25 protein-coding genes are annotated in these 25,018 nt (G+C 67.9%); 8 read left to right on the top strand and 17 right to left on the bottom strand.

Annotated features, from left to right (window positions below):
• Positions 1-34: 34 nt before the first annotated feature.
• The 5 genes from B0B14_RS10210 to B0B14_RS10190 all read right to left on the bottom strand — a co-directional run bounded on the left by B0B14_RS10210 (position 35) and on the right by B0B14_RS10190 (position 6,856).
• On the bottom strand, positions 35-1,069 hold the full coding sequence (locus B0B14_RS10210) for a family 43 glycosylhydrolase (RefSeq protein ID WP_076681479.1): 1,035 nt from the start codon (positions 1,067-1,069) through the stop codon (positions 35-37).
• Positions 1,066-3,702, bottom strand: coding sequence for a glycoside hydrolase family 78 protein (locus tag B0B14_RS10205; RefSeq protein WP_083710534.1), 2,637 nt, complete (start codon positions 3,700-3,702; stop codon positions 1,066-1,068). Before B0B14_RS10205 ends, B0B14_RS10210 begins: the two co-directional genes overlap by 4 nt.
• Before the next feature lies 1 nt (position 3,703).
• Complete coding sequence (locus B0B14_RS10200; RefSeq protein WP_256714352.1) at positions 3,704-4,579, bottom strand: carbohydrate ABC transporter permease; 876 nt, start codon at positions 4,577-4,579, stop codon at positions 3,704-3,706.
• Positions 4,580-4,582: 3 nt separating this feature from the next.
• Positions 4,583-5,467 carry a carbohydrate ABC transporter permease gene (locus B0B14_RS10195; protein ID WP_076681477.1) on the bottom strand — a complete coding sequence of 295 codons (885 nt, stop codon included), beginning with the start codon at positions 5,465-5,467 and terminating at the stop codon, positions 4,583-4,585.
• A 75-nt stretch (positions 5,468-5,542) separates the two neighbouring features.
• The gene (locus B0B14_RS10190) at positions 5,543-6,856 is read right to left on the bottom strand and encodes an ABC transporter substrate-binding protein (protein ID WP_256714351.1); all 1,314 of its coding nucleotides are present in this window, start codon (positions 6,854-6,856) and stop codon (positions 5,543-5,545) included.
• 187 nt (positions 6,857-7,043) lie between these two features.
• Between B0B14_RS10190 and B0B14_RS10185 the strand changes: the two genes are divergently transcribed.
• Positions 7,044-8,093, top strand: a complete 1,050-nt coding sequence (locus B0B14_RS10185; RefSeq protein ID WP_076682609.1) for a LacI family DNA-binding transcriptional regulator — start codon at positions 7,044-7,046, stop codon at positions 8,091-8,093.
• Positions 8,094-8,130: 37 nt separating this feature from the next.
• On the opposite strand, the gene B0B14_RS10180 is transcribed toward B0B14_RS10185, so the two are convergent.
• A complete protein-coding gene (locus tag B0B14_RS10180; RefSeq protein ID WP_143733698.1) occupies positions 8,131-8,802 on the bottom strand; it encodes a glycoside hydrolase family 16 protein in 672 nt (223 codons plus the stop codon).
• A gap of 688 nt (positions 8,803-9,490) precedes the next feature.
• Here B0B14_RS10180 and B0B14_RS10175 point away from each other — a divergent pair.
• Complete coding sequence (locus tag B0B14_RS10175; RefSeq protein WP_083710532.1) at positions 9,491-12,673, top strand: glycoside hydrolase family 3 C-terminal domain-containing protein; 3,183 nt, start codon at positions 9,491-9,493, stop codon at positions 12,671-12,673.
• 73 nt (positions 12,674-12,746) lie between these two features.
• On the opposite strand, the gene B0B14_RS10170 is transcribed toward B0B14_RS10175, so the two are convergent.
• Positions 12,747-13,229 carry an alpha/beta hydrolase gene (locus B0B14_RS10170; RefSeq protein WP_076681473.1) on the bottom strand — a complete coding sequence of 161 codons (483 nt, stop codon included), beginning with the start codon at positions 13,227-13,229 and terminating at the stop codon, positions 12,747-12,749.
• A gap of 331 nt (positions 13,230-13,560) precedes the next feature.
• On the opposite strand from B0B14_RS10170, the gene merB reads away from it, so the two are divergent.
• A complete protein-coding gene (merB, locus tag B0B14_RS16660) occupies positions 13,561-13,965 on the top strand; it encodes an organomercurial lyase (RefSeq protein WP_306169505.1) in 405 nt (134 codons plus the stop codon).
• 38 nt (positions 13,966-14,003) lie between these two features.
• The gene (locus B0B14_RS10160; protein ID WP_076681472.1) at positions 14,004-14,216 is read left to right on the top strand and encodes a three-helix bundle dimerization domain-containing protein; all 213 of its coding nucleotides are present in this window, start codon (positions 14,004-14,006) and stop codon (positions 14,214-14,216) included.
• A 9-nt stretch (positions 14,217-14,225) separates the two neighbouring features.
• On the opposite strand, the gene B0B14_RS10155 is transcribed toward B0B14_RS10160, so the two are convergent.
• On the bottom strand, positions 14,226-14,432 hold the full coding sequence (locus B0B14_RS10155) for a three-helix bundle dimerization domain-containing protein (protein WP_076681471.1): 207 nt from the start codon (positions 14,430-14,432) through the stop codon (positions 14,226-14,228).
• A gap of 124 nt (positions 14,433-14,556) precedes the next feature.
• Positions 14,557-15,432, bottom strand: a complete 876-nt coding sequence (locus tag B0B14_RS10150) for a helix-turn-helix domain-containing protein (RefSeq protein WP_076681470.1) — start codon at positions 15,430-15,432, stop codon at positions 14,557-14,559.
• Between the two features lie 100 nt (positions 15,433-15,532).
• On the opposite strand from B0B14_RS10150, the gene B0B14_RS10145 reads away from it, so the two are divergent.
• Genes B0B14_RS10145 through B0B14_RS10135 form a run of 3 tightly spaced genes read left to right on the top strand, consistent with a single transcriptional unit; the run spans position 15,533 to position 18,323 of the window.
• Positions 15,533-16,756, top strand: coding sequence for a multidrug effflux MFS transporter (locus tag B0B14_RS10145; RefSeq protein ID WP_076681469.1), 1,224 nt, complete (start codon positions 15,533-15,535; stop codon positions 16,754-16,756).
• 13 nt (positions 16,757-16,769) lie between these two features.
• Entirely contained in the window at positions 16,770-17,789 is a 1,020-nt protein-coding gene (locus B0B14_RS10140; RefSeq protein WP_076681468.1) for a zinc-dependent alcohol dehydrogenase family protein, read from the top strand.
• Between the two features lie 9 nt (positions 17,790-17,798).
• Entirely contained in the window at positions 17,799-18,323 is a 525-nt protein-coding gene (locus tag B0B14_RS10135) for a cyclophilin-like fold protein (RefSeq protein WP_143733697.1), read from the top strand.
• Positions 18,324-18,332: 9 nt separating this feature from the next.
• Here B0B14_RS10135 and B0B14_RS10130 read toward each other — a convergent pair whose 3' ends face one another.
• Positions 18,333-18,791 (bottom strand): GNAT family N-acetyltransferase, encoded by a 459-nt coding sequence (locus tag B0B14_RS10130; RefSeq protein WP_076681466.1) that lies wholly within the window; start codon positions 18,789-18,791, stop codon positions 18,333-18,335.
• A 225-nt stretch (positions 18,792-19,016) separates the two neighbouring features.
• Between B0B14_RS10130 and B0B14_RS10125 the strand changes: the two genes are divergently transcribed.
• On the top strand, positions 19,017-19,298 hold the full coding sequence (locus tag B0B14_RS10125; RefSeq protein WP_076681465.1) for a hypothetical protein: 282 nt from the start codon (positions 19,017-19,019) through the stop codon (positions 19,296-19,298).
• A gap of 10 nt (positions 19,299-19,308) precedes the next feature.
• On the opposite strand, the gene csrA is transcribed toward B0B14_RS10125, so the two are convergent.
• The 7 genes from csrA to B0B14_RS10090 are packed head-to-tail and all read right to left on the bottom strand — an operon-like array spanning position 19,309 to position 25,002.
• A complete protein-coding gene (gene csrA, locus B0B14_RS10120) occupies positions 19,309-19,551 on the bottom strand; it encodes a carbon storage regulator CsrA (RefSeq protein ID WP_076681464.1) in 243 nt (80 codons plus the stop codon).
• Positions 19,552-19,569: 18 nt separating this feature from the next.
• Entirely contained in the window at positions 19,570-21,618 is a 2,049-nt protein-coding gene (locus tag B0B14_RS10115) for a flagellar biosynthesis protein FlhA (protein ID WP_076681463.1), read from the bottom strand.
• Positions 21,615-22,706: an EscU/YscU/HrcU family type III secretion system export apparatus switch protein gene (locus B0B14_RS10110; protein WP_076681462.1), complete on the bottom strand. Its 1,092-nt coding sequence runs from the start codon at positions 22,704-22,706 to the stop codon at positions 21,615-21,617. Before B0B14_RS10110 ends, B0B14_RS10115 begins: the two co-directional genes overlap by 4 nt.
• Positions 22,703-23,464, bottom strand: a complete 762-nt coding sequence (locus B0B14_RS10105) for a flagellar biosynthetic protein FliR (RefSeq protein ID WP_076681461.1) — start codon at positions 23,462-23,464, stop codon at positions 22,703-22,705. The genes B0B14_RS10110 and B0B14_RS10105 overlap by 4 nt, the downstream gene beginning before the upstream one ends.
• A gap of 1 nt (position 23,465) precedes the next feature.
• Positions 23,466-23,741, bottom strand: a complete 276-nt coding sequence (fliQ, locus tag B0B14_RS10100) for a flagellar biosynthesis protein FliQ (protein WP_076681460.1) — start codon at positions 23,739-23,741, stop codon at positions 23,466-23,468.
• Positions 23,738-24,598, bottom strand: coding sequence for a flagellar type III secretion system pore protein FliP (fliP, locus tag B0B14_RS10095; protein ID WP_076681459.1), 861 nt, complete (start codon positions 24,596-24,598; stop codon positions 23,738-23,740). Before fliP ends, fliQ begins: the two co-directional genes overlap by 4 nt.
• Positions 24,595-25,002 carry a FliO/MopB family protein gene (locus B0B14_RS10090; RefSeq protein ID WP_083710530.1) on the bottom strand — a complete coding sequence of 136 codons (408 nt, stop codon included), beginning with the start codon at positions 25,000-25,002 and terminating at the stop codon, positions 24,595-24,597. Before B0B14_RS10090 ends, fliP begins: the two co-directional genes overlap by 4 nt.
• Positions 25,003-25,018: the final 16 nt, after the last annotated feature.

Below are 25,018 nucleotides of genomic sequence, written 5' to 3'. Positions count from 1 at the left end.
AAGTCATCGCGACTGAATGCGCGTCACGCGGGTCTCAGCGGTCCTCGTACTCGTCAGGGCTCCACTCCTCCCGCCAGTCGATGATGGGGCGGTTTCCCTCGAACCGGATCGGGAGCCACACGTAGTCCGCGACGGACGTGTCGACATGGGCGAACTCCTCCATCGGCTCGTCTCCGTCGTTCCCGGGGGCGAAGTGGTCCGCAAACGCCTGGTGAGCGCGGGCCCCGTGGTCCAGGTAGCCGGGAAGCCACCGGTCGGCGACGGCGATGTAGAGGTCCTTCTTACCGGGGTGGCGGAACACCGAGGAGATCTGCGAGTGAAACGACGTACGCGACTCGTCGGCCGGATGCAGATCACCGAGCACCTCGAACGGGCCGTGGTAGCTGCGGGAGAGGGCCGCCTCCGACGGATTCGGGTAGTAGCCCGTCGTGCCACTGGTGAGCAGATAATGAAGCCGGTGACGGGTGAAATACGCCGGTGCTTCCCGAACGAACGGCGGCTGCGGCTGCGGGAAGTGCGTCGAGTAGTACCCTGTGACATCCGTGAAGTCGCTGGTCAGATCTGCGCAGATCATCTCCGAGTGAACCCGCTCGAAGTAGTAGTAGCCCTTGCCGTCGTGAGGATCCACCACCAGATCGAAGTCGCCGGCGCTCATATCCAAGGGCCGCAGCCAGCTGCGAGCGATCTCGTACGGGCCGAGGATCGAATCGGCAGTGAGGACCGTCGACCGCTGGATCGACCCCTTCGTCATCACCTTGATCCAGCACACGTACTTCCTTGTGCGCGGGTTGAAGATGATGTGCGGACGGTCCAACAGCTGCGCAGGATGCAGCGGCGAGTCGGGGTCGTGCTCGTCGGGCGGGATGATCAGGCCGCGGTCCTGCCAGCTGACCAGATCACGTGAGGAGTAGCAGCGGACACCCCAGTGCCAGATGCCGCTGCCGGGTGTGGAGCGCTCCTTGTTCTCGCCGTACCAGTAGAAGGTGCCGTCGACCTCCATCACGGATCCGCCGTGCGCGTGGATGCGGTTGCCGTCCGTGTCAAACCACGGCACTCCGGGACGGATCATGCGTCCACCTGCTGCTCGCGCCGCCAGCCGAAGAACGGCGCCGCCGGATCGTCGGCGACGTCACGGAAGGGGGTGGTGACGGTGTGCCGTCCGGGCCCGACGACGATGTGCTCTTCACTGCCGGGCAGGACGATCACACCCTCGGATGCGGGGGGGACTAGCACCGACACCGTCAGCGTGCCCTCCTCGCGCTTCCATTGGCAGGAGGCTGTCCCGAGAACGCTGTCGTAGCGCGCCGATGCGTGGGTCAGCCCACCGCCGGGTTGCGGAGCGAACCGGATTTTGGCCCACCCGGGCGCGGCCGGGGAGAGCCCGGCGACTCCGCGGTGCAGGAAGTCCGCGACAGCCCCGAGCGCGTAGTGGTTGAAGGAGGTCATGTCTCCGGGGTTGATGCTTCCGTCCGGCAACATGCTGTCCCATCGTTCCCAGATCGTGGTGGCGCCCATCGACACGGGGTAAAGCCAAGAGGGCAGTTCATCCTGCAGCAGCAGGTGATACGCGTAGTCCACGGCCCCGGCCCGCACCAATGCGTCGCAGATGATCGGTGTCCCGACGAATCCGGTGCTGATGTGGAACCCCCCGTGACCGACCAGGTGCAGCAACCGCTCACCCGCGCGGCGGACCTGATCGTCGTTCTGGAACAGGTCGAAGACGAGAGCAACCGCGATGGAAGTCGCGGTGTCGCTGACAACGCGGCCGGAGGGGCTGATGAATTCGGCCTGGAAGGCGCGCGTCGCCCGTTCGGCGATGGCGGTATACGTGGTCGCGTCGTCGGTGCGACCGAGGAGGATCGCGGTTTCGGCGAGGATCCGTGCGGTCTTGACGTGGTACGCCGTGGCGACCAGGTAACGGTCGGTGTGGGAGTCGCCGGGACTGTCGGGCGGTGCGGTCGGATCCAGCCAGTCACCGAGCTGGAAACCCGAGTTCCACAGCCCGGTGTGACCGGTGAGCCCGTCGACGAGATCGACCCACGCGCGCATGCTGTCGTACTGGGCGACCAGGATGCCGGTGTCGCCGTCGTTGAGATACATCTCCCACGGCACGATCACCGCGGCATCCCCCCACGCGGCGGTTGGGAAGTTGGGGAAGCCGCATTCCACCCACGGGACGAAATTGGGCACGTGCCCATGTTCGGCCTGCTCCGCGGCGAGATCGCGAAGCCACCCGGTGAGGGTGCCATGAGCGGCGTACAGGCTGAGCGCCGTCGGCGCGAAGACCTGGATGTCGCCGGTCCACCCGACACGCTCGTCACGCTGAGGGCAATCGGTGGGCAGGTCGACGAAGTTGTCACGCATGCTCCACACCACGTTGGAGTGCAACTGATTGAGCCCCGGGTGGGAGGAGTCGAAGCATCCCGTGCGCCGCATGTCGGTATGCAGCACGACCGCTTCGACATCGCCGTCCTCAAGATCGCCGACCCACCCTTCGAGTTCGGCGTATTGGAACCCGTGGATCGTGAACCGCGGAGCCCAGGCCTCGTCCGAGGCGCCGGCACTGATGTAGGTGTCGATCGAGGCCGCTCCCCGGAGGGGGCGGGTGCCGAGCAGTCCGTCTTCGATCACTTCGGCATGATGCAGGCGCAGTGTGGTGCCGCGAGGAGCCCGGGGCCGGATGCGCAAAACCCCTGAGATGTTCTGTCCGAAATTCAGCCGGATGCGGTCGCTGGCGACGCGCTGCACGGAAACCGGCGTGAGCGTTTCGATTTCACGCACGGGCAACGCGGTGTGAGCTTCGATGCTCCCGCTGAACTGGGTGCGGTCCAGCCGGTGTGCGGGTACCCAACCGGTGGCGTCGAAGCTGGGCTCCGACCATCCGGGCGGCAGCAGACGCGCATCGTACGTTTCGCCTTCGTAGAGTCCGACGCCCACGATCGGGGATTCCTGCGCACACCAGTCATCGAGATCTACGACCAGATGGCGACCGTCGGACATCGTTACTTCGAGCTGAAGGAGCAGCGAGACATCGGCTCCGTAGATGTCCCACAGCCCGCCGTCGAAGCCGATGTGTCCGCGGTACCACCCGTCAGCCAACCACGCACCGACCACGTTCTTCCCGCCGCGCATGGAGGAAGTGACATCGAGCGTCCGGTAGCGCAGCCGGTGCCGGTAGCTGCTCCATCCCGGTGCGAGACGATCATCCGCCGCCGGGGTGCCGTTTACCTCGAGCTCGTAGACCCCGTGGGCTGTGACGTAAATCCGTGCACGCGCCACCTCGGCAACATCCACGCCCATCGCTTCGAGATCGAAGACAGCGCGCATCAGGTACGCGGGCCGGATGGTGCCGTGCGGGGCGCGGAGAGAGGGTGACATGAAATCGGCGCGCCAGTCTCCTCCGAGGCCTCTTTCCACCCGTATCGGCGCAGACCAGGCTTCCGCACCCGCGACACGAATCCGAAGGTCCCCGCCTTCACGGGCGGCCAGCGCCTCGAAAGGCCAGGCGACCAACCGGCTGCCGCTGACGGTCACGGTTGTCGTTGTGGTGCCCCCTGCCGGGTCGTCACGGCCCAGCTCCAGCTCGAATGCGGGTGCTGGCTCGGACGGAATGAACGAGATCCGCGGCGCCGGCTCGTCGATGCCGAGAAGCGTGCCTCCCCGTCGGTTCTCCAGCCAGACCTCTGTGATTGTCCCGGTCATCTCAGCCTTTCACCGATCCGGCCGTCAGACCCTTCATGACCCGTTGGTTGAGGAACAGGTAGATCAGGAGTGTGCCCAACACGCTGACCGAGATCGCCGCGAATGTCGGCCCGTAGTCCACCGCGCCGTACTCACCGGTGAAGTTGAGGAGTCCGACCTGGATGGTGCGCAGGTCCTGGCGGCTGGTGAACGTGAGGGCGATGAGGAGGTCGTTCCAGATGAAGAAGAACTGCACCAGGCCGACGGTGAAGATGGCGTTGCGCATCAGAGGAAGCGCGATCGACCAGAACATCCGGTACACGCTCGCCCCGTCGATCGCGGCCGCCTCGAAGATCTCCCGCGGAATCGCCCGCATGTAAGTGGCCATCATGAACACTGTCAGGGGCAGCCCGATCGCGATGTAGGTGATGATCAGCGGCCAGAGCGTTCCGGTCAGTCGCAGATTGAAGTAGATCGTGAACAGCGGCAGCAGGATCATCTGGACCGGGACCATGATGCCGATCAGGAAGGCGATCAGCACGGTACCGCGGCCTTTCCACACCATCACCTCAAGCGCGAAACCAGCTGCTACGCCGAGCAGGATGATCATCGCCAGGGACGGGAAGACGGCGATCACGCTGTTTCGGATGTAAATGCCGAGCCCGCCGTCGACGAAAGCCGAGATGTAGTTGTCGAGGTTCCACTGCTGGGGCAGGCTCCAGAAGGGCTCGTTCAGGAACTCAGGTTGGGTCTTGAACGATCCGAGGAACATCCAGATGACCGGGTAGATCATGATGATCAGCAGCAGCGCAACGCCGATCAACAGCGGCAGCCGTCGCAGGCGGCGAGAGAAGGGCACCTTGCGGTCGGTGCCGACGGTCGAAGTCAGGGCAGACAAGGTTCAGCCTTTCATCGGGTCGCGGCGCGTGGACCGGAAGATGACTACCGTCACGAGAAGGCACAGGATGGTGAGCATCATCGCCACCGTGGAGCCGTAGCCGAACTCGCCGTAGTTGAAGGACGTGCGGAACATGTAGAGCGTCAACGGGGTGGTCGCCGTCCCGGGTCCGCCGTTGGTGAGGGCGATGACGGTATCGAACACCTTCAGGGTGCCGTTGATACTGAAGATGATCGCCGATAGCAGCACCGGCAGCGAGAGCGGGATGACGATCGAGCGGACCAGTCGGAACCCGCCGGCGCCGTCGAGCCGGGCAGATTCGATGATGTCCTCGGGGATCTCCACAAGGCCGGCGTAAAGCAGCACGGCATAGAAGCCCATCGACCGCCAGAGATCCATCAGGATGATCACGCCGAACGAAGCGGCCGGCTGTCCGAACCAGTCGACGGCGCTCAGACCCATGGCTTCGAGGACGACGTTGATCGGCCCCACCGTTGGCGCTGCCTCGAACAGTTTCTGAAAGAGCAGCGCGACCGCGACCGTGGGAAGCACCACCGGAAAGAACACGACCGTGCGGATGAAGGCGGAAGAGCGGCGCAGGTAGAAGATATACAGCATGGCGAGGAGGTAGCCGAAGGCCACCTGCAGGATCGTCATGATGAGCGCATACCGGATCGTGAACCAGACGGCTTCCCACGCGGTCGGGTCCTGGAAGAACTCGACGTAGTTGGCGAGGCCGACGAACTCGAAGCCGCGGACCGCGTTGCCGTCAAGGACGGTGTACCCGGCCGACCAGAAGATGGGCACGAGCATGATCGCTGTGTACAGCAGCAGCGCCGGTCCGAGCAGGACGAGCACGGCGCGCCGATCACCGAGAAGCTTCAGCATGACAATCGATTCCTCGTCAATATGACACCGGGGGCGGGTAGTGGCACCCGCCCCCGGCATGTTGGAGAGAGTGGATCAGCCTTCGTTGGCAGCCTGGACGAGTTGCATGAACTCCTCGCCGCTGAGGGTGCCCGAGGCAAGTCCACCGCCGTTGGTCTGGCTGACGGTGGTGCCTTCCGGGCTGAACGCCGACTCGAACCACAGCACGCTGCCGGAGGCTCCGGCGATCGTGTCCTGCACGAGCGTGGTCAGTTCCGGCAGATCGCTCGGCGCCTCATCGATGGCAAAGCCGGTGATCACCCCCGACTCCTCCAGTGCCGTGTCGCCGTAGCCTTCCACAACGCATTTGAGCCACTCGGCGGTCTCGTCGGTGTAGTCCTGGGTGGTGAACATCACCGGGATGCCCGCGTTGGCGGGAACCTCGTTGATGTCGCCCGCGCCGCCCTCGACGGCAGGGAAAGGGGCGAAGCCGATGTTCTCGACGCCGATCTGATTCTCTTCGGGGTTGTTGAAGTTGCCCAACGCCCAGCTGCCCATGTAGAAGAACGCGCCGCCGCCCGTGAGGAACTGGTTCATCGCGGTGGTGTAGTCGATCGATCCGGGTGCGGCGCCGAAGTAGCCTGCAGATCCCAGCGCCGCAACGGCGTCTGCGCCGGCGACGTACTCGGGGTCGGTCAGGCTGGCGTCGCCGTCCGCGACCTTCTGCAGCGCGTCGGGTCCAAGGTCGCGCAGGATGTAGTTGCCGACCAGGCGAGTGACCGGCCACCCGTCCTGCCCGGCGGCGATGAACGGCTGCACACCGGCCGCCTTCAGCGTCTCCGCTGCGGCGACCAGGTCACTCCATGTCTCGGGCGCCGCAACACCGTTGGCCTCAAGAATCTCCTTGTTGTACCAGAAGCCCTCGATGTTCAACTCTGTGGGTAGCGCGTACAGGTCTTCGGAGTCGTAGAGGGCCTTCAGCGTCGAGTCCGCGGCCGGCAGGATCTTGTCCGCGACACCAAGCTTCTCGAGCTCCTCAGACAGGTTGACGACCTGATCGTTCTCGATGAACTCCTTCATCAGCGATGGCGTCCCCGCTGCCATGCTCATGTTCGACAACGCGCCTTGGCCGGCGAGAAGCTGAAGCTGCTGATCCCAGTTGGCTCCCGGAATCGAGTCGGCTGTCAACGGCGCCGCCCCGCTCGCATCGCTGCAGACTCCGTCCGCGAGGGATTCCAGAGTGCCGATGATGGTGGTGTTCTCGGTCTGTCCGAAGTACGTGAACTCGCCAGTGCTGCCTCCGCCGGTCGAGTCCGCGCTGCCGGTGCAGCCCGCGAGGACAAGCGCTCCCGCCCCGAGCACCGCGAAAGCGGGCATCAGGCGCCGAAGGCGGGTGGTTGCTGTGGTCACAATTCCTCCTTGAATGCGACGCCTCGTTTTGAAGCGCTTCATGAGCAATATTGCACCTCCGTGCATCCAGGTCAACTCGCCGTTACCAATTCGTGAAACGCTTCACAGAGGTAGCACCCGGGCTGGCGGCGCAATACTGTCGAAAGCAGGCACACCATGGCGCCGCAAAACCCTCAGGAGGATGATCATGGCCACCGACCGAAGGGCCCACAGCCGCTCCCAGCCGAGCATGGCTGACGTCGCGGCACACGCCGGCGTGGCCCTGGGAACCGTGTCGAACACCCTGAACAGTCCTCAGAAGGTAACCGAACGGACGCGGCGCAGGGTCCTGGCCTCGATCGCAGAATTGGGGTTCGTGCGCAACGACGCCGCCCGATTCCTCGCCGCAGGCACCAGCACGGCCGTCGGTCTTGTCGTCGCCGACCTGGGCAACTCCTTCTTCGTGGACATCGCCCGGGGCGCCGAAAAGGTCATGCGCCGTCAAGGGATGAACGTGTTGATCGTGAACAGCGACATCGATCCCGACAGAGAGGTCCGCAACCTCCAGCTCTTCGAGCAGGCACGAGTCGCAGGCATTATCCTGGCACCCCTTGACACTGCGCTGATTCGCTCGGAGCGACTCCCTCTGCAGAGCACGCCGACCGTGCTCGTGAATTTCGAGTCCCCCAGCCACGCCTACGCCGGCGTGGTCGTGAACGAACGCCACGGCGGCGCTCTAGCAGCACGACACCTGCTCGACCTCGGCCGTCGCCGGCTTCTGTTCGTCGGCGGCCCTCTCTTTCTCGGCGCCGTGAAAGATCGGTATGGCGGAGCCTCTGCCGCAGTCCGCGAAGTTCCGGATGCGTCGCTGGAGGTCCTGGAGACGCGTGGTCTCCAGATTCGGCACGGACGCCAGCTCGCTGAGGAGATCCTGTCGATGGGTCCCGGCCGCTATGACGGAATCATCGCCGCGGCCGACCTGCTGGCGATCGGACTGATCGAGACGCTGTCCCCAACCGAAGGGTTTCGCGTACCGCAGGACCTGGCCATCACCGGATACGACAACAATCACTTCGCGTCCGAAAGTGCGATCCCCGTCACGACGGTGAGCCAACCGGGCGAAGAGATGGGAAGCGCGGCGGCCGATCTCCTGCTCGATCGGATCGCTGCCCCGGAGTCTCCACGCGAAACTGTGATCCTCGAGCCCCACTTGATTGCCCGACGCTCATCGCTCGGCGACATCTGGCTGCGGGATTGATCGACCCGGCTTCCCACACTGCCGACGAGTTCTTCGGCTAGCTTGCGCGTTGCTCGAACCGCACGAAATCAACGACTGCGTACGGGTCGATCTCATTGCCTGCTTCGTCTCGCGGCCATGTGGTGGCGTCCACTGGCCCCGACAGGTGAGACCCGACGGTCAGTACGATCGTGATGAAAAAGGGCTGATCGAAGGGCCAGACCGCAGCGGCTCGCGGGTCGGACGCTTCCGCGACATGGTAAATCTGTCCGTCGATCGCCCAGGTGATGCGGCCAGGTTCCCACTCCAGGACGTGCTCGGCCCAGCGATTGACCAAGGACGGGATATCCCCTGTGACAGAGATCGGTGAACCGCCGGAGTAGCCGGGACCGTGGATCGAGGCAAACGGAGAGGTCGGTCGCGCCAAGGCAATCTCCGTGGCGTCAATCTCTCCGCAACCCGGCCAGCCGACAGCGTCAATGTCAGCGCCGTACAGACATACGCCAAATCCGAGACCGTGTCCCGGTCCCAACAGCTGCCTCGTGGTCAACCGACCATACGGGCCCACGGTCAGCTTGTCTTTGGAGGAGATGCTCCCAGCGACGTAAGGGTAGCCATTTCGCTCCTGCGCACGCGCATGAAGAACAAGATTGCCTTCTTCCAGCGCGACCATTGCGGGATCGTTGTAATGCTGTTCGTTCAAGTCCCGATTGCCGCCGTAGTCCGCCAACGTCCACACCCGAGGATCTAACGTTGGTCCTGCGAAATTCTCCTCCCAGACGACATTCCACTCAGACCCAGCAGTATCCGGAGATGGGGCCGGATCTGGGGACGCAGTTGTCGTACTGCTGTTCCGTTCCTGAGCTGGGCTGCACGCCGAAGCCAGGGCGGATGCGATGACCAGCCCGCCCGCCCCAAGAACGGTTCGCCGAGATACGCGTAGCCCGCGCGGACCCTGCTCATGAAATCCAGCCACTCATTACTCCCGTCCGACCGTGCAATCGTCTGCCCTGCAGCCTTTACCGCAAGAGCTCTGTTGTCAGTGCGGCGGCAAAGCGCCTGTCGGCCGCACACATGCCGAGCCTGTGTGCCGGTGCCCTCCAGCGCATCGATTACGAGGGTCCAATCTACAGCGTTCATTCGCTCGTGCTGGGGGCCCGCCGGTGGTGGGCCGTCCGGCTCGCGGTCACCGCGCTGGGGCGGTCTGGAGCATCAGCCGGCGCGCATTGAATTCCTTGATGCGTTTCAAAAAAGTCGGCCCGAGGGGTTGTGGCGGCGTCATCGGTCTGCGTATTGTCTTGCCTGTTCGGCCGCAACCTCGCCGTTCAGACCTCGCGGTCTTTTGAGTATGTACATGTCTGGGTGTCGAAGAAGACCAACAGGACTCCATCGCTGCCCCCCATTCAAAGGGAAAGCTGATGATCAACTCCCGAGCACGTCTCGTATGGATGGGAGCGGCTGTTCTGGCCGCCGTGATCGCGGTGGGGCCGGTGGCACCGGCGGTGGCCGCGGTCGACGATCCGTGGATGGATACTTCACTTTCGCCCGATCAGCGCGCGGAGTTGCTGGTGGATGTGCTCACACTGGAGGAGAAGGTGACGCTTCTCATTCAGTCCGGGGGGCCGGGTCTGCCGCAGTACGGCGTCCCCGCGATCCGGGGTAAGGACGGATGCTGCGGGGTCGCCGCGACGGACACGGATTCAACGGCGCTGCCGGTCGGTATCGCGCTGGCGTCGACGTTCGACCTGGGAGCGGCGGAGGCGTACGGCGCTGTCGCCGCCAACGAGGCGCGGGCGTTCGGCTTCAACGGGCTCGCCGGGCCGACGATGGACCTGCTGACCACACCGCTGAACGGTCGCATGTGGGAGGCATTCGGGGAGGACCCACTGGTCAGCGGTGAGTTCGCCGCCGCGCAGACGATCGGCACGCAGAGCCAGGACATCTCTGTGATCGCGAAGCACTACAACCTGAACAACCAGGAAACCCGCCGCGGGCATGTGGACGCGGTGGTCGATGAGCGGACCCTGCAAGAGGTCTACACGCGCCCATGGGAGACCCTGGTCCGCGACTCCGACCCGGGCGCCGTGATGTGCGCGTTCAACAAGGTCAACGGCGAATACGCCTGCGGCAACGACGAGCTTCTGAACGGCATCTTGAAGGGCCAGCTCGGCTTCCAGGGCTACGTCTCCTCGGACTTCAACGCCACCCACTCCTTCGCCGACTACGAGGCCGGTCTTGACGTGTCCGGACCCGGCACCGAGTTCGCCGGGGGGAACCTCGTCGCGGCCGTGCAGAACGGCCAGGTGTCCGAGGAGCGGGTCACGGACGCCGCCCGCCGGGTGCTGCGGACATTCTTCGCGCTGGGCATCATCGACAACCCGCCGCCCGGATCGTTCGAGAACCCGCAGCCGGCGAGCACTCCCCTGGACGCGCAAACCATCGCTGACCACGATGCGGTCGCCCGCGCCGTGGCGGATGCGTCGGCCGTGCTGCTCACCAACGACGGCACCCTCCCCCTCGACGACGACGGCGGGTCAATAGCCGTGATCGGCTCGGACGCCGACTGGTACATCGACGGCGGCGGAAGCGGCGCGATCCAGCGCCCCGCCCAGCTGACCACCATCCTCGACGGGATCACCGACCGGGCAGCAGCCGACGTCACCTACTCGCCGGGCACCGACGCCGTGTCACTCGCTGACACCCTCCCCGGTCCCGTGCCGGTACCCTCATCGGTGCTTCGGCCTTCCAGCGGCGCCGACGAGGACGGCCTGTCCGCGTTCTATTGGTTCGGATTTGGGTTCCAAGGCGAGCCGAGGCTGATCCGCACCGAGCCGCAGGTGAACTACCGGACCGGCATCTCGAACGACCCGATCAACACCTCACAGGTACCCAGCCCTGGAGTCGGCTTCGCCGTTCAACCGATCTCCGTCGTCTGGAGCGGCACATTGACTGCTCCGGCCAGCGGCTCGTATGAGCTGTCCCTCAGCCACCTCGGATCTGGCAAGTTGCTTGTCGACGGCGAGACGATCATCGACGACCCCGGAACCACTTACGGCACGCAGTCCGTCGCGATCGACCTCGTCGAAGGGCAGGAGTACTTCGTCGAGATCAGCTACCAGACCGACGCGCCGAATCAGCTCAATGGCGGTCTGAACGATCAGCCAGGGGCGATGGTGCGCTTCGGCTGGGTACCGCCGGCCGGTGTCCTGAACCCGACCATCGAGGAGGCCGTCGCTGCCGCCGCAACCGCGGACACCGCGGTCATCGTCGCCCGCGACTACACGGGAGAGGCCGCCGACCGCGGGTCGCTCGTACTTCCGCAGGACCAGGACGCCCTGATCGAGGCGGTAGCCGCCGTCAACGACAACACGATCGTGGTGCTTGCCACCAGCGGACCGGTCGCGATGCCGTGGATCGACGACGTCTCGGCGGTGCTCGAGGCGTGGTACCCCGGTCAGGCGCAGGGCCGGTCGGTCGCCGGGCTGCTCTTCGGCGACGTGAACCCGTCCGGCAAGCTGCCGGTGACGTTCCCGGTCGACGATGCACAGGTCGACGCCGTCGGAGGTGACCACCAGCATCCCTTCACACAGATCACCGAGGTCGACCCGACCACCGTGTACGACGAAGGTATCTACGTCGGTTACAAGGCCTACATCGAGCAGGGCGCAACGCCGCTGTTCCCGTTCGGTCACGGCCTCTCGTACACATCCTTCGAGTACGCGGACACCGCAACGGCCGGACCGGTCGACCCGAACGCAACCGACCCGGTCGCTACGACGGCGACCGTCACTGTCACCAACACCGGCGACACCGCGGGCACCGAGGTCGTCCAAGCGTACGTCGGCAACCTTCCGACGGACGTCGAGACGGTGGATCTCGCCCTGGCCGGTTTCGCCCGGGTGAGCCTGGATCCCGGTCAAAGCGCAGAGGTCGCCATCCCGATCGATCGGCGCTCCCTGCAGTACTGGGATGTCGAGACCGACTCGTGGGTGACCCCCTCGGGGTCTGTCCCGCTGCACGTCGGAAGCTCGTCGGCGGATATTCGCGCCACCGGGACCATCACTGTCGAGGAACCCGACGTCACCGCGCCGACCCTCACGGTGACCGCCGACCCCGCGACACCGAACGGCGACAACGGTTGGTACACCGCCCCGGTCACTCTGACGTTCACGGCAGCCGATGAGACTGACCCCGCGCCGGTGGTCGAGGTGAGCATCAACGGTGGCGAGTTCGCCGTGCAGGACGGCCCGCTCACCCTCGACCAGGATGGCGTGTACACCGTCACCGCCCGAGCGACGGATGCCGCCGGCAACGTCTCCGAGCCGGTCACGACGGAGGTCAAGATCGACGGGACAGCCCCGACCGTCACCGCCGAACGCAGCCGGCTGCGGGTGTTTGCGACGCTCACGGCAACCGATGAGACATCGGGCGTGGCCAGCATCGAATACCGGTACAGCATCCGGGTCGGCAACCGCACCGTGACGACCCCCTGGCGGACCTACCGAGGACCGGTGCTCGCGGCAGGAGGATCGCGGATCGCGTTCCAATACCGGGCTACGGACAACGCCGGGAACGTCAGCGAGACCGGAACACTGCGCTAGGGCACGCCGCGCGCATCGTGCAAATTATCGCGCAACACGGCGGCTGAAACGCCATCGATCGGATGCCTCGGGGTCAACGACCCCGAGGCATCCCCACGTTCCAAGCCGCCGACCGGTAACGAGTAGCGCAATCATGCGGGGCCGTTTCTGGTGCCTGGCCGCGCATAATGTTGGCGAAGCGACCAAAGCGATAACGATGCTGACGGTCCTGAGCTGATGGGCACGATGCGAACGGTGCCGCCGCCACCACTGACCAGATCTGCTGTGACACCGAGCGATAACAGAACACCGCCAAAGACCGACCAACTCCACAGTCCAAGGCTGCGGGAGCGCGGTGCTCGGGCGCCAGTCGGTAGGAAGGTGCGATCACGGTGGCGCCGAGATCGTGCGCGAGCGCGATGTTCGTGCGGTCGTCCACCGTCGGCGTGCCGCTGACCAGCCCGCCGCCGTGAATCCAGAAGACCGTCGGACGGGGTCCCGGCACGCCGACGGGCTCGAAGAGCCGAGCCTTCTGTTCGAAGACGGAACCGGGGAGATCGAGAGTCCGCGTCGTCACAGACGCGGTCGACGGTCGTTCGGGCAGGCTGAAGCGCCAGAAGCGCAGGGTCCGCCGACCCACTCCGAAGCGCGGCAGCTCTCACCCCCACCGCGGAGCGCGTCCGTCACCGCATCTACGCGCGCTTCGCCGAGTCCGGCGGCATCCCCACCCACGACCTGCTCGCCGCGGACCTCGCGCTGAGCGACGAGGACTACTGCCGTGCGCTGTCCGAGCTCGCCGCAGCGCGTCACGTCGTGCTGCGCGACGGCGAGATCGAGATGGCGCACCCGTTCGCCACGCGGTCGTTCGGCTTCTCCGTGATGGGCCCGCGGACGCTCTGGTGGGGCGGATGCGCATGGGACTCCTTCGCGATTCCCCACCTCGTCCCTCACTCCCCGCGCCCACCACATGCCCGGCTTGCGAACGCCCGCACGCGTGGGTCGTGACCGATCAGGCGCCACCGGAGGGCGAACAGGTGGCGCACTTCCTCACGCCTGCCGACCGCATCTGGCCCGATGCCGCTCACGCGTGCGACAACCAGTCGATCTTCTGCGACGAGGCGTGCGTGGCGGAATGGCTGTCGCTCACGGGCAACGGCCGCGGCCACGTCATGTCGCTCGAGACGCTGTGGAACCTCGCGGCGCACTGGTACGAGGGCCGGCTCGACACCCCCTACGTGCGACGCGAGCCGGTCGCGGCCGCCGACTATTTCCGGAGCGTCGGCCTCAGCGGTTCGTTCTGGGGACTGGACTGAGGGTGGCCGGATGCGCGGAATCGGCGCATCCTGGGATCATGAGCGTGACGCGGCCCGCGGATGAGTACGAGGAGCTCGTGCACATCGTCGACCGGATCGCGCGCCGGTACCCCGAGGTCGACGAGTCGACGCTGTTCGAGATGGTGGCCGACGAGCTGACGGGATTCGACGGAGCGCATCTGCGCGACTACGTGCCCGTGCTGGTCGAAGGCCGCGTGCTGCGGGCTCTTCGGGCACGCGCCGCCGGGTGACGGCGGCGGTCAGCGCTTGCCCTTCAAATGGGCTTTGGCTTCCTTCTCGATGAGAACCGGCACGAAATCACGGACCTTCGCGCCGTCGAACGAGGCACGGGCCTCGTCGATGGCGGCGACGATCTCGGCCGCCGGCTTGTCGGGGAAGCGCTCTTGCAGGCGTTCGGCGATCTCGGCGACAGCGCGATCCTCGTCGATGGACCTGTCCTCGGGCATGGGAGGTTCCTCTCGCGGTGCCGGACAGGTGCATCCGGCTCGGGGCGACTCTAGCGAACCCGAGTGAACCACGGAACGAGGGGATGCCTCACCTCGTCGCCCGATCATCGCCGCGCCGCTCTGCTCAGCCCGGAGGGCGGGCGGGCGCGGACTCGGCGGCCCACGACGCCAGGAGCCGCAGGCGCTCCGCCGAGGGAGAGCCGGGCTCTGCGGTGTAGATGAGCAGCACGCGACCCGGGTCGGCCGTGAGCGCCAGCTCCTCGTAGACGAGCGTGACCTCCCCGACGACCGGGTGCACGAACCGCTTGGTGCCCGTCCCGTGGGTGCGCACGTTGTGGGCGGCCCAGAGCGATCGGAACACGTCGCTCCGCGTGGAGAGCTCGCCCACGAGGTCCTGGATGCCCGTGTCGTGCGGGTCGCGGCCGGCCTCGGCGCGGATGACGGCGACGCACATGTCGGCGAAGGTCTCCCAGTCGGGGTAGAAATCGCGAGCCGCGGGGTCGAGGAACTGGAAGCGGGCGAAGTTCGGCGTGCGCCCGCCGTCGCCGATGAGCGGGGAGTAGAAGGCGCGGCCGAGCTCGTTGAACGCGATCAGGTTCTGCCGCTGATCGCGGACCACCGCGACGGCGTCGGTGATCGAGGCGAGCGCCCACTCGAGGCTGGCGCGAGGGGGCCCCGGCTTCGTGGAGCGGCGGCGCCGGCGCCCGGACGAGGGGATGCCGTCGGCATTCCGGGCCAGGTCGAGCAGGTGCGCGTGCTCGGCGTCGTTCAACTGGAGAGCTCGCGAGACGGCATCGAGCACGGCCCCCGATGCGCCGGCGATGGCACCTCGCTCGAGCTTCGCGTAGTACTCGACGCTCACTCCGGCCAGCAGGGCGACTTCGCTGCGTCGCAGCCCCTTGACGCGACGGTGGGCACCCGCCGAGATCCCGGCCGCGTCGGGGGTGACCCGCTCGCGGCGGGTCATGAGGAACTCGCGCACCTCTTCTCGGTTGTCCATTCCCCTACGGTAGATCGGCCGATCCTCCCATGGGGTGCCCTGGCGGTACACCTCTCAGCAGGGACTCCCGCGGCGATCCCCCCGGCATCAGGCTGGGTCCATGACCGCAGCCCCCACCGCGACGACCGTACGGGCACCCGTCCTGCCCGCACTGCTGCTCCTGCTGACGGTGTTCGGCCCCATCTCGATGGACCTCTACCTCCCGGCCCTCCCGGCGCTGTCCGTCGAGCTCGGGGCGGTCACCTCCGTCGCCCAGCTCACCGTCACCGCCTGCCTCATCGGACTGGCCGCCGGACAGCTCATCGCGGGACCGCTCTCCGACAGGTACGGTCGGCGAGGCATCCTGCTGTCGGGAATCGTCGCGTACATCGCGACATCCGTGCTGTGCGCGATCAGCCCGACCGTGGAACTGCTGATCCTCGCCCGTCTCGTGCAGGGCCTCGCCGGGGGCGTCGGCATCGTGATCGCACAGGCCGCCGGCCGCGACATCTACTCCGGCCGTTCGCTGATCCTCTTCTACGGCAGGCTCACGGTCATCGGTGGCTTCGCTGCGATCCTCGGACCGCTCCTGGGCGGCGTGCTCGTCGCGATCACCGACTGGCGAGGGCTCTTCGTCTTCCTCGCCGTGATCGGCGCCGGCATCCTGATCGTCACCCTGATCGTGTTCCGCGAGACCCTTCCCGCCGATCGGCGGACGTCCGGTGGGCTCGTCGAGACGCTCCGCGACTTCCGCGCGCTCGCGACCGATCGTCAGTTCCTGGGTGCGGTGTTCACCCAGGGATTCCTCTACGCGGCGCTGTTCGCCTATCTGGCAGGCTCCACGTTCGTCCTGCAGGACGTCTACGGCCTCACTCCGCTCCAGTACGCACTCGCATTCGGACTCAACTCGGCGGGCTTCATGGTCTTCGGGTATCTCGCGGGTCGAGCGTCGGAGCGCTGGAGCATCGCGGGCACGCTGGCGCTCGGCGTCGCCGTCGCCGGCGCCGGAGCCGCCGGCCTGCTCCTGGCGGGCGTGTCCGCGATGCCGCTGTGGCTGGTGATCGTCGCGCTGTTCCTTCTCGCGAGCGGGGTGGCGATCTCCTCCCCACCCGCCACGACGCTGGCCCTCGCCGACTACCCGCAGATGGCCGGCACAGCCTCTTCGCTGCTGGGAATGGTCCGCTTCGGGTTCGGCGCCGTGGCGGCACCGCTCGTGGGCGTCGCCGGTGCGACCAGCATCCTCCCCCTGGGTGCGGTCACGGTCAGCGCCGTGGTTCTGGCGGGGGCTTCCCTCGTCCTCGCCGGTGCACCGACACCGGCACGCCTCCCCCTCACCGACAACTAAGGAGAACACCACCATGCGTGGAGTCATCATGCGCGCACCCGGCGACGTCCGGGTCGAAGACCGCGAGAACCCGACCATCCTCGAGCCGACGGACGCGATCATCCGGATCACCGCCTCCTGCATCTGCGGATCCGACCTCTGGGGCTACCGGGGAGCGGAGCCGGCGGACCACACGCCGATGGGGCACGAGTACGTCGGCGTGGTCACCGAGGTCGGCGCGGACGTGACGACGGTGGGCGTCGGCGACTTCGTCGTCGGGTCGTTCTTCGCCTCGGACAACACGTGCGAGATCTGCCTGTCCGGCTATCCGTCGCGGTGCGTGCACGCGCAGCCGATGGGTGCCATCGGGACGCAGGCGGAGTACGCCCGCATCCCCCTCGCAGACGGCACACTCGTCGCGACGCCGGGTCAGCCCGATCCCGAGCTGATCCCGTCGCTCCTGGCCGCATCCGATGTGCTCGGCACGGGGTGGTTCGCGGCCGTCGCCGCGGAGGCCGGCCCGGGCAAGACGGTCGCCGTCGTCGGCGACGGTGCCGTGGGGCTCCTCGGCATCCTCGCGGCGCGCGAACTCGGCGCCGAGCGGATCATCGCCATGTCGCGCCACGCCGACCGTCAGGCTCTCGCGCGGGCGTTCGGGGCGACCGACATCGTCGAGGAGCGCGGCGATGCCGGTGTCGCCGCGATCAAGGAGCTCACCGGCGGCCTCGGCGCGCACAGCGTGATCGAGGCCGTCGGCACGCAGGAGTCGATGATGCAGGCCATCCGCGCGACGCGGCCCGGCGGTCACGTGGGCTACGTCGGCGTCTCGCACGGCGTCTCGCTCGACGGACTGGAGCTGTTCTTCTCGGGCATCCACCTGCACGGCGGCCCCGCGCCCGTGCGCCGGTTCCTGCCCGAGCTCATCCAGCTCATCTGGGACCGGAAGATCGACCCCGGTCTGGTCTTCGACCTCGCTCTGCCACTCGAGGACGCCGCCGAAGGGTACCGGGCCATGGACGAACGACGCGCCATCAAGGTCCTGCTGACGCCGTAGGAGGCATTCGTGAGTCGTCGTACCGCCCTCACCGCCTGCGCGGTCGTCCTCGCTGCGCTGACGGGATGCGTGGCCACCCCGCTGGCCACGCCCGTGCCGAGCGGGTCCCCCGTGTCGTCCCCGGCATCCCCGACGCCGCTCGACACGAGCCGGAGCCCCGGAGCAGCCATGCCGCAGACCACCACGCGGATCACGATCGACATCGGCGGATCGGAGATCGTCGGAACGCTCGACGCCTCGACGATCGCCGCCTCGATCGCAGCGCAGCTGCCGCTGACCCTGTCGTTCGAGGACTACGGCGGCCAGGAGAAGATCGCACCCCTGCCCGTCGCACCCGATACGTCCGGGGCCCCCGCGCGCAGCAGCGCGCCCGTCGGCACGATCGCCTACTACGCGCCGGCGAAGTCGATCGTGCTCTCCTACGCCGACGTCGGCACCTTCAGCGGCATCATGCCGATCGGCACGTTCGACGATCCGGCCGCGCTCCGGGCGATCACGACCGACTTCACGGCGACGATCCGCGCGACCGGCTGAACGCGTCGCTCAGCGCAGGCGCTTGCGCAGGAACACCTGCGCCGTGCCGTCGCCGTGCTCGACGCGCTCGCTCTCGGAATACCCGCAGCGCTCGTAGAGACGGATGTTCGCCTCGCTGAGGCTGCCGGTGAACAGCTCCGCCCACTCGGCGCTGCTGTGCTCCTCGGCCGCCTCGAGCAGCATCCTCCCGACGCCCTCTCCCTGCACGTCGGGGGCGATCGCGATGCGTCCGATCAGCAGCACGCCGTCGGCCTCGCGCGACCGGATCGCACCGACGAGGCGGGGGCCGATGCGGGCGACCCAGCCGTCGGCATCCGTCAGCTCGGCCTCGAGCTCCTCGAGCGTCTGCGTGAGAGGAGGCATGTCGGCGTTGCCGTACAGGAGCGCTTCCGAGACGAACGCGGCGCGCTGGATCGTGAGCACCTCGCCGGCATCGGCGGCCGTGATGCGCGAGAGGGTGACCGACATGGGATCTCCGATCGAAAGGGGGCTCACCCACCATGGTGGACCGCGACGTGCGCGGAGAGGCCGTGGACAACGGGGAAGTGACCGCGTATGTTCCGCCGCTCCCGCCCGCACGCGTGGCACACCCGGCGCGCGGAGACAACCCCCGTGCGTGCGCGGCCGAGGCGGGAGAGGCTGACATGGCGGGAGTCTCAGCTCTCCCGCGCGAGGAGAGGTGAGGAGGTCGTGATGATGCGAGCGAACGCCATCGAGCTCGAGGTCACCGGCCCCGGTTCGTGGAGGGTGTGCGATCGATCGGTCGCACGGGATGACTCCCGGCACATCATCGCGACCGTGGCAGGCGGCGCGGACGGCTACGAGGTGACCTGGATGCGAGGAGACCGCCCGCAGACGCGGTTCGACTCGCTCGACGACGTGCTCGGCGAGATCCACGCCTTCCGGCATCGGCATCGCAGCGCCGGACCGACCCGACCCATCCCGATTCCGCACCGGCCGCCGCACCGCGGCTGAGCGACCGACCTCAGGTCTCGCGGCGGCGCCGGGCGAGGGCGTCGAGGATCGCGGCCTCGTCGCCGACCGCGGAGCCGGTCGCTGCGAGGTTCTCGGTCTCGACGGCCGCCACGATCTCCGCGCGCTGGACGCGGGTCTCCCGCGGTGCCTGGATGCCGATGCGCACGCTGTCGCCCTTGACGTCGAGCACCGTGATCTCGATGTCGTCGCCGATGAGCACCCGCTCACCGATCCGCCTCGTCAGCACCAGCATCCGCCCAGCCTACTTCCGTCAGGGCGCGCCGATGGGGCGCGGCTCGACGACCGCGTCACGCACGATGCCGACAGTGTCGATCGCGAGCGCCCCGGCGGTCGCTTCGCTGTACGACAGCACGGGCAGGCCGTCGGTCTGAGCGGAGAGGAGCCGGCGCACCGCGGGGCGCAGCGACGGCGCGCACACGAGCACGGGCTCGGACCCCGGACCGGCCGATGCCACAGCCGCCTTCGCCGACTCGATCACGGCCTCCATCCGGTGCGGATCGAGCACGATCTGCACACCGTCCTCGCTCGGACGCAGCGCCTCGAGCATGCTCTGCTCGAGGAGGGGGGTGATCATGACCACGCGCAGCCGGCCGTTCTCGGCGAAGCGCGTCGCGATCGCCGGGCCGAGCGCGGCGCGCGCCGCCTCGACGAGTCCCTCGGGCTCGGACGACGTCTTCGCCCGGAGCGCCAGCGCCTCGTAGATGCGCACGAGGTCGTTGATCGGGACGCGCTCGGCGAGCAGGCCCTGCAGCACGCGCTGCACTTCGGCGAGCGAGAGCAGCGCGGGCGTCAGCTCTTCGACCGCCGCGGGGCTGATCTGGCGGAGCCCGTCGGTGAGCTGGCGCACGTCCTCCCGGCTGAGCAGACGCGCGGCGTGCGTCTGGATGACGCTCGAGAGGTGCGTGATGATGACCGAGGCGCGGTCGATGACCGTTGCGCCGGCCAGCTCGGCGCTGTGGCGCATCTCGAGCGGGACCCACTTGCCGTCGATGCCGAACACGGGGTCGGGGGTGGAGGGGCCTGGCAGCGTCTCGAGCCCCTGGCCGAGGGCGAGCAGCGCGCCGCGGGGCGCGACGCCGCGGCCCGCTTCCACACCGGCGACGCGGATGACGTAGGTGGTGGGCGGGAGCTCGATGCTGTCGCGGGTTCGCACGGGCGGCACGACGAGACCGAGCTCGCCCGCGGTCTTGCGGCGCAGCGCCTTGACCCGGGCGAGCAGATCGTCGGGACCGCCCGTGACGAGGTCGACGATGTCGGGGGCGAGGAGGATCTCGAGGGAGTGCACCCGCATCTGCTCCATGAGCTCGTCGGTGCCGTCGACCGCCGCCGGTTCCGCCTCGGGGGCGTCGTCGGCCTTCTTCGCGTCGGCCGCGCGGACCCGCTGGGCCGCCAGGAGCAGCAGGGCGCCGACCGCGAGGAACGCCAGCATCGGCATCCCGGGGATGAAGGCCATCACGATCGCGGCGCCGCCGGCGATGATCAGCGCGTTGCGCGACTGGCCGAGCTGCGACGAGGCCGCCTCGCCCATCTCGGACTCGGCGTTCGAGCGGGTCACGATCATGCCCGTCGAGACGGCCATCAGCAGCGCCGGGATCTGGGTGACGAGTCCGTCGCCGATCGTGAGGAGCGCGTACGTGTTGATCGCCTCGTCGAAGGTCATGCCGCGCGAGACCATGCCGATCGCGATGCCGCCGACCAGGTTGATGATGATGATGACGAGCCCGGCGATCGCATCGCCCTTCACGAACTTCGACGAGCCGTCCATCGCCCCGTAGAAGTCGGCCTCGGCGGCGACCTCCGCCCGCCGGGTGCGCGCCTCGGCGTCGGTGATGAGCCCGGCGTTGAGGTCGGCGTCGATGGCCATCTGCTTGCCCGGCATCGCGTCGAGGGTGAAGCGCGCCCCGACCTCCGCGACGCGCTCCGCTCCCTTGGTCACGACGACGAACTGGATCACCACGAGGATCAGGAACACGACGATGCCGATGATGAGCGAGCCGCCGACGGCGATCGCGCCGAACGCCTCGATGACGGCCCCTGCGTGCGCCTCGCCGAGGATGAGGCGCGTCGAGGCGACGTTGAGACCGAGGCGGAACAGCGTCGCTACCAGCAGCAGCGACGGGAACACCGAGAAGTCGAGCGGCTTGCGCACGAACATCGTGGTGAGCAGCACCACGAGGCCGAACATGATGTTCACGATGATGAGAACGTCCAGCAGCGCCGGGGGGATCGGCACGACGAGCAGCATGATGATGCCCACCACCCCGACGGGGACGGCGATGCGGGGCAGCAGATTCCTCATGGTTCCCTCCTCGGGGGAAGTGAGTGGACACCGCGCGCGGCGCCCCGGCGGGTGAGGGAGTCGACGAAGACGAGCACGCGGGCGACCGCCGTGTAGAGCTCGGCCGGGATCTCCTGGCCCAGTTCGCACGCCGCGTTGAGCGCGCGGGCCAGCGGGATGTCGCGGACGAGGGGGACTCCGGCATCCGTCGCCCGGTCTCTGATGCGCTCGGCGATGACGCCGCTGCCCTTCGCCACCACGCGCGGCGCGGACTTGCCCGCCTCGTAGCGCAGCGCCACCGCGATGTGCGTGGGGTTGACCAGCACGACGTCGGAGCCGGCGACGGCGGCGATCATGCGGTTGCGGCTCATCGCCATCTGCCGCGCGCGGCGCTGCGAGCGGATGAGGGGGTCGCCCTCGGAGTTCTTGTGCTCGTCGCGCGCCTCCTTCTTGGTCATGCGCGTGTGCTGCCGGTTGCGGCGCATCACCACGAACACGTCGACGGCGGCCAGCACGATGCCGACGGCGATCGCGGTCCACAGGAGCAGGCCGACCCCGGATGTCGCGGTGTCGAGCAGGCTCACGAGCGACTGCGACCCGCTCGCGGTGAGCAGGGGCACGAGGCCGGCGATGACGAACCACAGGGCCAGTCCGATGGCCGCCGTCTTGAGAAGGGCCTTCGCGCCCTCCCAGAGCGACTGCATGCTGAACAGGCGACGGATGCCGGCGCCGAGGTCGAACTGCTCGAAGCGCGCCGGCACCCCCCGCAGATGCACCCCGCCCTGGATCACCGCGCCCGCGAGCGTCGCGATCGACACCGCGATGAGCATCATGCCGAGTATCGTCGGAAGCGACTCCATCGACGCCGTCAGGAACGCCCAGGCGGTCTCCGGATCGGGATGGCGGATGACGGAGGTCACCCCGATGAACTGCTCCGTGCCCGCCGCCGCTCCCGCGAGCATCGCCGCTGGGATCGTGAGGGCGGCGGCGCCGATGCCCAGCCATGCGGTGAGGTCCTGACTCCGGGTGATCTTCCCCTTGCGGCGCGCATCGCGCAGGCGCCGTTCGGTGGCCTTCTCGGTGCGCTCGCCCGCGTCGCTCCCGCTCACGGTGCGACTCCGCGCAGCATCCGGAACGCGTCCTCGGCGAGGGCGCCCACGAGGGAGGGGAGGGTGATCATGACGGCGCCGGCGAGGATCAGGGTGAGGAGGATCTTCACGGGGAAGCCCATCGCGAACGCGTTGAGCGCCGGGGCCACGCGCGTGATGAGGCCGAGCCCGACGTCGGCGAGGAAGAGCACGAGCAGCAGCGGGCCGGCGATCTGCACGGCGGCGAGGAACATCTGCGACACCGCCGTGATGAGCGCGGATGCCGGATCGGCGAGGCCGACCATGCCGTCGACGGGCACCGCGTCGAAGCTGCGGACGAGTCCGGCGAGGATCAGCTGGTACCCGCTCGAGGCGAACAGGAGCGCGAGGGCGGTCATCTGGAACAGACGCGTGAACTGGGCGCCGTTGACGAGCATCTGCGGATCGAACGCCTGCGCGAGCTGGAACCCTCCGAAGACGTCGATGAGGCTTCCCGCCGCCTGGATGGCCGAGAAGCAGACGAGCACGAAGAAGCCGAGCAGCGCCCCGATGATCGCCTGGGCGGTGAGCGCGAGGAGGAATCCGCCCGTGTCGAGGGGTTCGTAGCCGGGGGCGACCGCGCCGCTGACGGCGAGGGCGAGGCCGATGCCGAGCATCGCCTTCACCCGGGCGGGGATCGCCCGGTACGAGAACGGCGGCGCGATGACGAGGAACGTCGTGAGCCGCACGGCCGCGAGACCGGTCGCCTCGAGCCACGCGAAGTCCACGGGGATGTTCACCTCAGCCGCCCGAGAGGAGCTGGGGGATGCGGTCGAACATCGTGTGCGTGAACGCGATCGCCTCGGCGATCATCCAGTTCCCGGCGATGAGCAGCGCGATCCCCACGGCGATCGCCTTGGGGACGAAGGACAGCGTCACCTCCTGGATCTGGGTGATCGACTGCAGGAGCGAGATCGCGAAGCCCACGACCAGCGCCGTCACGAGCAGCGGGGCGGCGAGCTTCGCCGCGATCGTGAGTCCCTCGAGCCCGATGTCGAGAACGGCCTCGGGCGTCACGGGACCCCTCCGTAGCTCTCCACGAGCGACGTCACGATGAGGCCCCACCCGTCGACGAGGATGAACAGCAGGATCTTGAACGGCAGGGAGATCATCACCGGCGGGAGCATCATCATGCCCATCGACATGAGGGCCGCCGCGACGACGAGGTCGATCACCAGGAACGGCACGAAGATCACGAAGCCGATGATGAACGCGGCCCGCAGCTCCGAGATCATGAACGCCGGGATGAGGGTCTGCAGCGGGACCTCCGACGCGTCGGCGGGATTGGGGAGCGAGGCGATCCGCGTCATGAGCGCGAGATCCTCTTCGCGCGTGTGGCGGAGCATCCAGGCGCTGAGCGGCTCGGAGCCCAGCTGAGCGGCCGCCGCGAAGGTGATGTCGCCGTCGATGTAGGGCTGCACCGCGATCGTGTTGATGTCGGCCAGCACCGGCCACATGATGAACAGCGACAGGAAGAGCGCCAGGCCAGCGAGCACGGGATTGGGCGGGATCGTAGGCAGCGACAGGGCGTTGCGCGTCATCGCGAGCACGACGAAGATCTTCGTGAACGACGTCATCATGAGCAGCAGCGCCGGGGTGACCGACAGCAGCGTGATGCCCAGGAGGGCGAGGATCGACGCCGACGGCGACCCGTCGATGCCGTTGATGTCGATCGTCACTCCCGTGCCGGCACCGGCGGGCGGTGTCGCCGCCGGGGTGGGGGGCGTCGGCTCGACCACGCCGAGGGACGGCGCGGAGGCGGATGCGTGCGCGGGCTCGGCGAAGAGCATCGGGCTCAGGATGCCGATGAGCAGCACGAGGGCGGCGAGACCCACCGCCCGACCGAGCGCGAGCGATGCCCTGCGGGCGCTCATCGCGTACGACGCAGCGCTTCCGCGGTCTGACGCCAGGTCGCCGAGGAGAGGATCGAGCCCCGCAGCGGGTCCTGCCGGCGGCGCTCGCGCAGCCGGGGGACGACGGGTGCGTCGTCGGGGTCGCGGACGAGGGTGAGGATGCGGTCGAAGCCCTCGTCGTCGGCGCCGTCGCCGGGGTCGAGCGCGGCGAGGGGAGCGACGCCCGGACGCGGCAGCCGGTCGACGACCGAGATGCCGCGCTCCGTGACGCCCAGCACGTAGCGGGAGCCTTCGATCTCGACGACGACGACCTTCGCCTTCGGACTCAGCGACTGACGGCCCAGCACGCGCACGGTCTCGGTGCTCTGGCGACGCTGAGCGCCGCGGGCGAGGCGGCGCTGCAGGAACCACAGCGCGCCGAGCACCGCTGCGAGGGAGAGG

This window comes from Microbacterium sp. RU33B (genome assembly GCF_900155915.1).
In the GTDB taxonomy this organism is placed as follows: domain Bacteria; phylum Actinomycetota; class Actinomycetes; order Actinomycetales; family Microbacteriaceae; genus Microbacterium.
This window is presented reverse-complemented; position numbering and strand designations above follow the sequence as displayed.

Coding starts and splice junctions, on each gene's coding strand:
- B0B14_RS10210 (WP_076681479.1), bottom strand. CDS start 1,069: ATGATCCGTCCCGGAGTGCCGTGGTTTGACACGGACGGCAACCGCATC.
- B0B14_RS10205 (WP_083710534.1), bottom strand. CDS start 3,702: ATGACCGGGACAATCACAGAGGTCTGGCTGGAGAACCGACGGGGAGGC.
- B0B14_RS10195 (WP_076681477.1), bottom strand. CDS start 5,467: ATGCTGAAGCTTCTCGGTGATCGGCGCGCCGTGCTCGTCCTGCTCGGA.
- B0B14_RS10185 (WP_076682609.1), top strand. CDS start 7,044: ATGGCCACCGACCGAAGGGCCCACAGCCGCTCCCAGCCGAGCATGGCT.
- B0B14_RS10175 (WP_083710532.1), top strand. CDS start 9,491: ATGATCAACTCCCGAGCACGTCTCGTATGGATGGGAGCGGCTGTTCTG.
- merB (WP_306169505.1), top strand. CDS start 13,561: ATGCGCATGGGACTCCTTCGCGATTCCCCACCTCGTCCCTCACTCCCC.
- B0B14_RS10160 (WP_076681472.1), top strand. CDS start 14,004: ATGAGCGTGACGCGGCCCGCGGATGAGTACGAGGAGCTCGTGCACATC.
- B0B14_RS10155 (WP_076681471.1), bottom strand. CDS start 14,432: ATGCCCGAGGACAGGTCCATCGACGAGGATCGCGCTGTCGCCGAGATC.
- B0B14_RS10150 (WP_076681470.1), bottom strand. CDS start 15,432: ATGGACAACCGAGAAGAGGTGCGCGAGTTCCTCATGACCCGCCGCGAG.
- B0B14_RS10145 (WP_076681469.1), top strand. CDS start 15,533: ATGACCGCAGCCCCCACCGCGACGACCGTACGGGCACCCGTCCTGCCC.
- B0B14_RS10140 (WP_076681468.1), top strand. CDS start 16,770: ATGCGTGGAGTCATCATGCGCGCACCCGGCGACGTCCGGGTCGAAGAC.
- B0B14_RS10130 (WP_076681466.1), bottom strand. CDS start 18,791: ATGTCGGTCACCCTCTCGCGCATCACGGCCGCCGATGCCGGCGAGGTG.
- B0B14_RS10125 (WP_076681465.1), top strand. CDS start 19,017: ATGATGCGAGCGAACGCCATCGAGCTCGAGGTCACCGGCCCCGGTTCG.
- csrA (WP_076681464.1), bottom strand. CDS start 19,551: ATGCTGGTGCTGACGAGGCGGATCGGTGAGCGGGTGCTCATCGGCGAC.
- B0B14_RS10115 (WP_076681463.1), bottom strand. CDS start 21,618: ATGAGGAATCTGCTGCCCCGCATCGCCGTCCCCGTCGGGGTGGTGGGC.
- fliP (WP_076681459.1), bottom strand. CDS start 24,598: ATGAGCGCCCGCAGGGCATCGCTCGCGCTCGGTCGGGCGGTGGGTCTC.